The sequence below is a fragment of the Streptomyces sp. NPDC006294 genome, from assembly GCF_042870895.1.
GTDB lineage: Bacteria > Actinomycetota > Actinomycetes > Streptomycetales > Streptomycetaceae > Streptomyces.
Genome location: NZ_JBIAHV010000013.1, coordinates 263,522 through 271,998, shown reverse-complemented (window position 1 = coordinate 271,998; position 8,477 = coordinate 263,522). Strand labels below are relative to the sequence as shown.

Annotated in this window: 9 protein-coding genes; 8 read left to right on the top strand and 1 reads right to left on the bottom strand. The window is 72.7% G+C overall.

Features of this window, described 5'->3' with window-relative positions:
• Positions 1-100: 100 nt before the first annotated feature.
• Complete coding sequence (locus ACFYOP_RS24345) at positions 101-1,321, bottom strand: sensor domain-containing protein (RefSeq protein WP_356898639.1); 1,221 nt, start codon at positions 1,319-1,321, stop codon at positions 101-103.
• Between the two features lie 177 nt (positions 1,322-1,498).
• Between ACFYOP_RS24345 and ACFYOP_RS24340 the strand changes: the two genes are divergently transcribed.
• Genes ACFYOP_RS24340 through ACFYOP_RS24305 form a run of 8 tightly spaced genes read left to right on the top strand, consistent with a single transcriptional unit; the run spans position 1,499 to position 8,475 of the window.
• Positions 1,499-1,897: an NADH-quinone oxidoreductase subunit A gene (locus ACFYOP_RS24340; protein ID WP_356898638.1), complete on the top strand. Its 399-nt coding sequence runs from the start codon at positions 1,499-1,501 to the stop codon at positions 1,895-1,897.
• Positions 1,888-2,550 (top strand): NADH-quinone oxidoreductase subunit B family protein, encoded by a 663-nt coding sequence (locus ACFYOP_RS24335; RefSeq protein ID WP_356898637.1) that lies wholly within the window; start codon positions 1,888-1,890, stop codon positions 2,548-2,550. Before ACFYOP_RS24340 ends, ACFYOP_RS24335 begins: the two co-directional genes overlap by 10 nt.
• A complete protein-coding gene (locus tag ACFYOP_RS24330; protein WP_356898636.1) occupies positions 2,547-3,755 on the top strand; it encodes an NADH-quinone oxidoreductase subunit C in 1,209 nt (402 codons plus the stop codon). The genes ACFYOP_RS24335 and ACFYOP_RS24330 overlap by 4 nt, the downstream gene beginning before the upstream one ends.
• Positions 3,752-4,717: a complex I subunit 1 family protein gene (locus ACFYOP_RS24325; protein WP_356898635.1), complete on the top strand. Its 966-nt coding sequence runs from the start codon at positions 3,752-3,754 to the stop codon at positions 4,715-4,717. The genes ACFYOP_RS24330 and ACFYOP_RS24325 overlap by 4 nt, the downstream gene beginning before the upstream one ends.
• A gap of 2 nt (positions 4,718-4,719) precedes the next feature.
• The gene (locus tag ACFYOP_RS24320) at positions 4,720-5,511 is read left to right on the top strand and encodes a 4Fe-4S binding protein (protein WP_356898634.1); all 792 of its coding nucleotides are present in this window, start codon (positions 4,720-4,722) and stop codon (positions 5,509-5,511) included.
• Positions 5,508-6,101, top strand: a complete 594-nt coding sequence (locus tag ACFYOP_RS24315; RefSeq protein WP_356898633.1) for an NADH-quinone oxidoreductase subunit J — start codon at positions 5,508-5,510, stop codon at positions 6,099-6,101. Before ACFYOP_RS24320 ends, ACFYOP_RS24315 begins: the two co-directional genes overlap by 4 nt.
• Positions 6,101-6,478, top strand: a complete 378-nt coding sequence (gene nuoK / locus ACFYOP_RS24310) for an NADH-quinone oxidoreductase subunit NuoK (RefSeq protein ID WP_356898632.1) — start codon at positions 6,101-6,103, stop codon at positions 6,476-6,478. Before ACFYOP_RS24315 ends, nuoK begins: the two co-directional genes overlap by 1 nt.
• Entirely contained in the window at positions 6,475-8,475 is a 2,001-nt protein-coding gene (locus tag ACFYOP_RS24305; RefSeq protein WP_356898631.1) for an NADH-quinone oxidoreductase subunit L, read from the top strand. The genes nuoK and ACFYOP_RS24305 overlap by 4 nt, the downstream gene beginning before the upstream one ends.
• Positions 8,476-8,477 lie beyond the last annotated feature (2 nt).

Genomic DNA, 8,477 nt, shown 5'->3' with positions numbered 1-8,477 from the left:
CACCCCCCAGGTCATGCCTTCGACAGGGGGACACAGTCATGCCGGGCCCGGAGGCCAGCGGTCCCGTTGCAGGACCGCGAAAAACATAACGGGGGGGGCGTCAGACGCCGGGTGTCCTGCACGCTTCACCGGGCCCGTGGGCCCCCTGAGCGGCCTCACGCGCGCGCCACGGGAGCTCGGCCGTGACCGTCGTCGGCCCGCCGGGCGGCGAGTCCAGGGTGAAGAGGCCGTCCACGGCGTTCAGCCGTTCGGCGAGGCCGGCCAGGCCGCTGCCGGCCGTCGTGTCGGCGCCGCCCTGGCCGTCGTCGGTGACCTGCAGCATCAGCCGGTCCTGCGAGCGCCACACCTCGACGGAGGCGCGGGTGGCGCGGGCGTGCTTGCTGACGTTCTGGAGCAGCTCGGAGACGGTGAAGTACGCGATGCCCTCGATCGCGGCCGCCGGCCGCTCGTCCAGGTCGACCGTGACGGTGACCGGAGCCGTACAGCGGGAGGAGACGGAGGAGAGCGCCGCGTCGAGGCCGCGGTCGGTCAGCACGGCGGGGTGGATGCCCCGTGCCAGGTCGCGCAGCTCCTGAAGGGCGAGCTTCACCTCGCCGTGCGCCTCGTCCACCATCGCGGCCGCCGCGTCCGGGTCCTCGAGGAGCTTCTCCTTCGCGAGACCGAGCCCCATCGCCAGCGCGACCAGCCGGGCCTGGGCGCCGTCGTGGAGATCGCGTTCGATACGGCGCAGGTCCGCCGCGGCCGTGTCGACGACGACGCCGCGGTCCGACTCCAACTCGGCGATGCGGCGTTCCAGTTCGTCGGACGGCGACAGCAGCCCGCGCACCATGGCGCGGTCCGCGTTGGACAGCCCGCGTGCGATGAAGGGGAGCACCGGCCAGAGCACGAACAGGCCCACCGTCATGACGGTGAAGGTGACGACACCCCAGGGCAGCCGGATGACCGAGTACAGCACCGTGCGCCAGGCCACCGGGTCCTTCAGACGGGACCACACCGACACGATCAGGCCGTCCCCGTGGCCCGGGCCGGGCAGCGGGCTCGGCTCGTCGACCCGTACACCGAGCAGCGCGCGCGCCCGGGCCCGCTCCAGCCGCCCGAGCAGGCGGGCGCCCATGAGCGCGAGGGCGAGCAGGGGAAGCCCGACCACCGAGAGGGTCAGTCCGGCGGAGGTCGTGATCGTGACCGTCACGTAGACGAACCCGAACAGTGCGGCCGGCAGGTTGCCGAGCAGATGCGCGATCTCCTTCCACGTGTGGCGGTCGAAGGCGAAGCGCGCAGGCGGCGGCCGGTCGTCGTCGGGGGTGGTGATGCTCGCGGTCATGGGGGCCAGCCTGCCGGGCCGGAACGCCGTACACCATGGGGTACATGGGTGGGGCGGAGTGGGGATAACCCCACCCGGGCCGCCCGATGCGTGACCGACTGCTTACGCTCTCTTTAGCAGGGCCTAGACTCCCGTGCGTACAGATCGTGCGACTGGTCAGGGAGCGAGGGGACGGACGTGCCGGAACCGACCGTGATCGTGCTCGCGACGGAATACTTCCGCGGCTACTCCGTCATCGGGCTGCTCGCGGTGCTCGGCGTGCTGTTCGTCGCCGTCGCGTTCACCGCCGGCCGACTGCTGCGACCGGTCGCACCGACGCCGGAGAAGCTGCTCACGTACGAGTGCGGAGTCGACCCGGTGGGCGAGGGCTGGGCGCACACCCAGGTCCGCTACTACGTGTACGCCTTCCTTTATGTGATCTTCGCGGTCGACTCGATCTTCCTCTTCCCGTGGGCGACGGTGTTCGCCGCCGACGGCTACGGCGCGACGACTCTCGTGGAGATGTTCATCTTCCTCGGCTTCCTGGCCGTGGGACTGCTCTACGCATGGAAGAAGGGGGTCTTGACATGGGCGTGACCCCGAATCCACACCCGAACCCGGCATCGGACGCGGTGCCGGCATCCGACCCGGTGCCGCTGCCGGAGCCGCGGCGACTGGGCGCGCTGGCGCGCCTGGCCCCGGAGCCGATGAAGGTGGTCCTCAACTGGGGCCGCCGCTACAGCCTCTGGGTCTTCAACTTCGGACTCGCCTGCTGCGCCATCGAGTTCATCGCCGCGTCGATGGCCCGGCACGACTTCATCCGGCTCGGCGTGATCCCCTTCGCGCCGGGCCCGCGCCAGGCGGATCTGATGATCGTGTCCGGCACGGTGACGGACAAGATGGCTCCCGCGGTGAAGCGGCTGTACGAGCAGATGCCCGAGCCCAAGTACGTCATCTCCTTCGGCGCGTGCTCCAACTGCGGTGGCCCGTACTGGGACTCGTACTCGGTGACCAAGGGCGTCGACCAGGTCATCCCCGTCGACGTCTACGTCCCCGGCTGCCCGCCCCGGCCCGAGGCGCTGCTCCAGGGCATCCTCAAGCTCCAGGAGAAGATCGCGCACGAGTCGCTCGGCGAGCGCTACGGGCCCGGCGGCGACACCCGCGGCGCGCGTACGACGCCCACCGCGGCGCTGCGGAGCGGTCTGGTCACACCGCCGCCCGCCTCGCCCGGCACCGAGGGGGAGCGGTGAACGCGCACCCTTACGACAGCCTTCCCGACGCCGTCACCGAGATCTTCGGCGAGGAGGCGACGGCCGAGCGGACGTACGAACTCCTCACGGTCGACGTCCCCGCCGGCTCCTGGATCGCGGCGCTGGAGATCGCCCGCGACAAGCTGGGCTGCACCTACTTCGACTGGCTCAGCGCCGTCGACGAGCCCGGCACCGGCTTCCGCGTCTGCGCGCACGTCGTATCGCTGGAGGGCCGTGCGGTGCGGCGGCTGCTGATCCGTACGACCGTTCCGCACGCCGCGCCGTCGCTGCCGTCCGCGGTGGACGTCTACGCGGGCGCGAGCTGGCACGAACGCGAGACGCACGAGATGTTCGGCGTCGACTTCACCGGCCATCCGAACCAGGTGCCGCTGCTGCTGCCGGAGACCTTCGAGGGCCATCCGCTGCGCAAGGACTTCGTGCTCGCCGCCCGGGTCGCCAAGGCGTGGCCGGGCGCGAAGGAGCCGGGCGAGTCCGAGCACGGCGGGCCCAAGCGCCGCCAGATGCTGCCGCCGGGCGTCCCGGACCCGAACGAGTGGGGCCCGCTCAAGGGCCAGCTCCCGCCCGCCCCGGCCCGGCCCGCCCGCGGGCGAGCCGCCGCGGCGGGCGCGGGTGCGGGCGCCGCAGGCGCCGGCGAACGGCCGGCCCGCCGTGCGCGCAGCGTCTCCGAAGGCTCGGCGAGTCAGTCCCCGGCGACCCCGCGCCGCGCACGCGGCGCGAGCGAGGGCTCGGCGTCCCAGGCGGAGGCCGCCGCGCCGTCCGGGCCGGTGGCGCCGACCTCCCCGCCGACCTCCCCGCCTGCGCCGTCCGGTGCGACGGACGCGGCGGGGACGCAGGCACCCCCGCGCAGCGCGGACGCACCGTGGCACCACGCCCGCCCGGCCTTCGGCGAGACCGGCGCCGAGGCGCCTGCCGATCCTGCGGCCGCCTCCACCGGTGAGGCCGGCCGGACCGAGCCCGGCCCCGAGGCGCCGGGGCCGGCGCCGGACGCTCCGGGACGGGACGACGCCCCCGCTGCCGACGCCCCCGGCCCGGACGACGCCCCCGGCCCGGACGACGCCCCCGCCTCCGACGTCCCCGCGCCCGAGGGCGGCGCTTCACGACCAGAAACCACCCGGCCCGCGTCCGGGTCCGACGACGGACCCGATGACGAGCCGAACCGACCCGCCGGAGGCGAGCCCGCGTGAACGACGCACTGGACGTCGCCCTCCGGCTCATCGTGGTCTTCGCCGTGTTCCTCGTCCTCCCGCTCGTCATCGGGCAGACCGAGCACAAGGTGATGGCCCATATGCAGGGCCGCCTCGGCCCCATGTACGCCGGCGGTTTCCACGGCTGGGCCCAGCTCGTCGCGGACGGCGTGAAGTTCGCGCAGAAGGAGGACGTGGTCCCGGCCGAGGCCGACCGCCGCGTCTTCCAGCTCGCTCCCGCCGTCGCGCTGCTTCCCTACCTCCTCGTCCTCGTGGTGATCCCGATCGGCCCGAGCGAAGGCGCCGTCGGTCAGGTCATCGACGCCGGCATCTTCTTCGTGCTCGCCGTGATGGGCGTCGGCGTGCTCGGCTCGCTCATGGCGGGCTGGGCGTCGGCCAACAAGTTCTCCCTGCTGGGCGGTCTGCGTACCGCCGCCCAGCTGCTCGCGTACGAGCTGCCGATGCTGCTGACCGCCGCCTCCGTCGCCATGGCGGCCGGGACGGTCTCGCTGCCCGGCATCCTGAACGCCTTCGAGTGGTGGTGGCTGCCCTGGCAGATCGTGGGCGCGATCGTCTTCTTCGTCGCGGGACTCGCCGAGCTGCAGCGCCCGCCGTTCGACATGCCCGTCGCCGACTCCGAGATCATCTTCGGCGCGTACACCGAGTACACCGGGCTGCGCTTCGCGCTCTTCCTCCTCGCCGAGTACGCGGGCATCGTCGTGCTGTGCGGACTGACCACCGTCCTGTTCCTCGGCGGCTGGCACGGCCCGTTCGGCGAGGACGGCCTCGGCTGGGTCTGGACCCTGCTCAAGACCGCGGTGCTCGCGTTCCTCATCATCTGGCTGCGCGTGACCTACCCCCGGATGCGCGAGGACCAGCTGCAGAAGCTCGCCTGGACCGTCCTCATCCCGCTCGCCCTCGCCCAGATCGCCCTCACCGGCATCGTCAAGGTGGTGATCTAGCCGTGTCCCCGATCCCAGGATCCGGTCTCGCCAAGGGCCTGGCCGTCACCCTGCGCACGATGACGAAGAAGACCGTCACCGCCCAGTACCCCGACGTCCAGCCCCAACTCCCGCCCCGCTCGCGCGGGGTCATCGGGCTGTTCGAGGAGAACTGCACGGTCTGCATGCTCTGCGCCCGCGAGTGTCCCGACTGGTGCATCTACATCGACTCCCACAAGGAGACCGTGCCGCCCGCGGCGCCCGGCGGCCGCGAGCGCAGCCGCAACGTCCTCGACCGGTTCGCCATCGACTTCTCCCTCTGCATGTACTGCGGTATCTGCATCGAGGTGTGTCCTTTCGACGCGCTCTTCTGGTCACCCGAGTTCGAGTACGCGGAGACGGACATCCGCGACCTCACCCACGAGCGGGACAAGCTCCGCGACTGGATGTGGACGGTGCCGGCGCCGCCCGCGCTGGATCCGGGCGCGGAGGAGCCGAAGGAGCTGGGCGCGGCCCGCAAGACGGCGGACAAGCTCGCGGCAGCCGAGGCGGCGGAGAGCGCCCCGCAGCCGGAGAGCACCCCTCCGCCGGCCGGCGGGAGCACCGCGGCCGGTGGCGGCCGCCCGGCTCCCGGCAGCACCCCGTCGTCCGAAGGCGCCCCCGCGTCCGAAGGCGGTCCGGTGGACGAAGGCGGCCCCGCGTCCGGCAGCACCCCGTCGTCCGAAGGCGGCCCCGCGTCCGAAGGTGGTCCGGTGGACGAAGGCGGCCCCGCGGCCGAAGGCGGTCCGGCATCGCGCCAGGGAGGTCAGGGATGACGCTCGCCGCAGCCGCGACGCACGGCTTCCTCTCCCCGTCCGGAGTCGAGATCGCCTTCCTGCTCGTGGGCATCGCGACCCTCGGCGCGGCCGTGATCACGGTCACGACCAGGCAGCTGGTGCATGCCGCCCTCTGGCTGGTCGTGGCGCTCGGCGGCCTCGCCGTCGAGTACCTCCTGCTCACCGCCGAGTTCATCGCGTGGGTGCAGGTCCTCATCTACGTCGGTTCCGTGGTCGTCCTCCTTCTCTTCGGTCTGATGCTCACCAAGGCGCCCATCGGCCGCTCCCCGGAGGCCGATTCGGGCAACCGGTGGGTCGCCCTCGCGGTGGCGCTGGCGGCCGCGGCCTCCCTGGTGTGGGTCGTCGTGGACGCCTTCCGCGCGACCTGGATCGACCTGGACGGGCCGGCCCAGGGCTCCACCAAGGTGTCCGGCGAGATCCTCTTCCGGTACTGGGTGCTGCCGTTCGAGGCGCTGTCCGTGCTGCTGCTCGCCGCCCTCATCGGCGCGATCGTGCTGTCCCGCAGGGACAAGGAGGAGCCGGTCCGAGGCCGGTCGGCCGACCGGCCGGCCCGAGAGGGGAACCGCTGATGCACCTCGCCTATCCCGCCGTGCTCGCCGCGCTCCTCTTCAGCGTCGGGCTGTACGGGGTGCTGGCCCGCCGCAACGCGATCCTCGTCCTGATGTCCGTCGAGCTGATGCTCAACGCCGTCAACCTCAACCTGGTCGCCTTCGACGTCTGGCTCCGCGACTCCCTGCACGCCGGCCAGGCGCTCACCCTCTTCGTCATCGCCGTCGCCGCCGCGGAGATCGGCATCGGTCTGGCGATCGTGCTCATGGTGTACCGCAACCGCGGCAGCTCGGACGTCGACCGCCTCCGCGACACCGCGGAAACGGCGCACGGGCCCGACGGCCCCGGCCACGACACATCCGCAGACCACGAGGAGAAGGCCGAGGCCACCACGTGACCACCACGACCCTCGCCGTCCTCGTCCCCCTCCTTCCGTTCCTGGGCGCCGTGGCCGGCCTGCTGCTGGGCCGCACCGCACCCGGCTTCATCCGTCCGCTCGCCGTGCTGCCGACGCTGGCGGCGGCCGCGCTCGCCGTCCTCGTCGCCGTACGCCAGGGCGGCGGCAAGGCGATCGACGCCGCCACGCAGCTCACGCCGACCGGCTCGGTCCCGATCGACCTCGCACTCCATCTCGACGGCTTCGCGGTCCTCGCGGCGATCCTGGTCGGGGTCGTCGCCTCCTGTGTGCAGATCTACTCGACGGGCTATCTGCGCGACGACCCGCGCTACCCCTCGTACGCCGCGCTGGTCTCGCTGTTCACCTCCGCCATGCTGCTCGTCGTCTACTCCGGCGACCTGATGGTGCTGCTGGTCGGCTGGGAGATCATGGGCATCTGCTCGTACTTCCTCGTCGGCCACTACTGGGAGACGCCCGAGGCGCGCGCCGCCTCCCTCAAGGCATTCCTGGTCACCAAGCTCGGCGATGTCCCCTTCCTGATCGGTCTGTTCGCGCTCGCGGCCGACGCGGGCACCTTCCGGATCACCGGGATCCTCGGAGCCGTCGCAGCCGACTCCATCGAGCACCCCACCCTCATCGCGCTGCTGCTCCTCGCCGGTGTGGCGGGCAAGTCGGCCCAGTTCCCGCTGCACACCTGGCTGCCCGACGCGATGGCGGGCCCCACTCCCGTCTCCGCGCTGATCCACGCCGCGACCATGGTCGCGGCCGGCATCTACTTCGTGGCCCGGCTCCTGCCTCTCTTCGCGGCCTCCGCGGCCGCCATGACCGTGCTCGCCGTGATGGCGGCCGTGACGATGGTGGGCTCGGCGCTCGCCGCCCTCGCCCAGGACGACATCAAACGGGTCCTCGCCTACTCGACCATCGGCCAGCTCGGCTACATGTCCGGCGCCCTGGCGGTCGGGGACCGCGGCGCCGCCGTCTTCCACCTCCTGTCCCACGGCGCGTTCAAGGCGCTGCTCTTCCTTGCCGCCGGCGTGATCATCCACGCCGCCGGCACCAACTCGCTCGCCGCCATGTCCCGTATGAGCGGCCTTGCCAGGCGCGTCCCCGACGCGTACTGGACGATGACCGTCGCTCTGCTCGCGCTGGCCGCGATCCCTCCCTTCGCCGGCTTCTTCTCCAAGGAAGCCGTCCTCGTGGCCGCCGAGCACACCGCGCTCGGCGACTCGGCCACCGCCCCCACGGCAGCCGGCTGGCTCGTGCTCGTCGCCGCCCTGCTGACCGCCCTGCTGACCGCGGCCTACGCGATCCGGCTGTGGCTGCTGGCCTTCCGCGGCCGGGGCACCACCGCCCCCGACCACGGCCGCCAGCCGCTCTCCATGACGACCGTGCTGTGGGTCCTCGCCGTCCCCTCCCTCGCCTTCGGGCTGACCGCCGGCCGGCTGCCCCGCTGGTTCGACGGCCACGCACTCACCCCGACCGTGACCACGGCCGTCCTCGGCACCGGCGTCGCCCTCGTCGGCGGACTCGTCACCTACGCGGCGTGGCGGCACTCCACCGCGGTCGCCGCCCGCCCCCCGATCGGTGCCGTCGCCGCCCACCCGGAAGCCGAACCAGCCGTCTCCGAAGCGGAGGCCATCGCCACCCACGTCCCCGCCTACGGCGACATCGCGGCCGCCCCCGACCCGGCCGATCCCGCCCGGCTGCTGCTCGGCCCGCTCCACCGGCACGCGGCCGCGGGCTTCCACGTCGACGCCCTCTACACGGCCCTGTTCGTCCGCCCCGTCCGGGCAGCCGCCCAACTGGTCCGCTTCCTGGACCGCGAGGTCGTCGACGCCTACGTACGCGGCTCCGGCACCGGCACGCGCTGGCTCGGCACGGCCGTCCGGCGTGCCCAGACGGGCAACGTCCAGACCTATCTGAGCGTGCTCCTCGCCGGATCGGTCGTCCTGGCGATCGCCGCCGTCGTCCTTTCCAACGTCAACGCCGGAACGTGAGC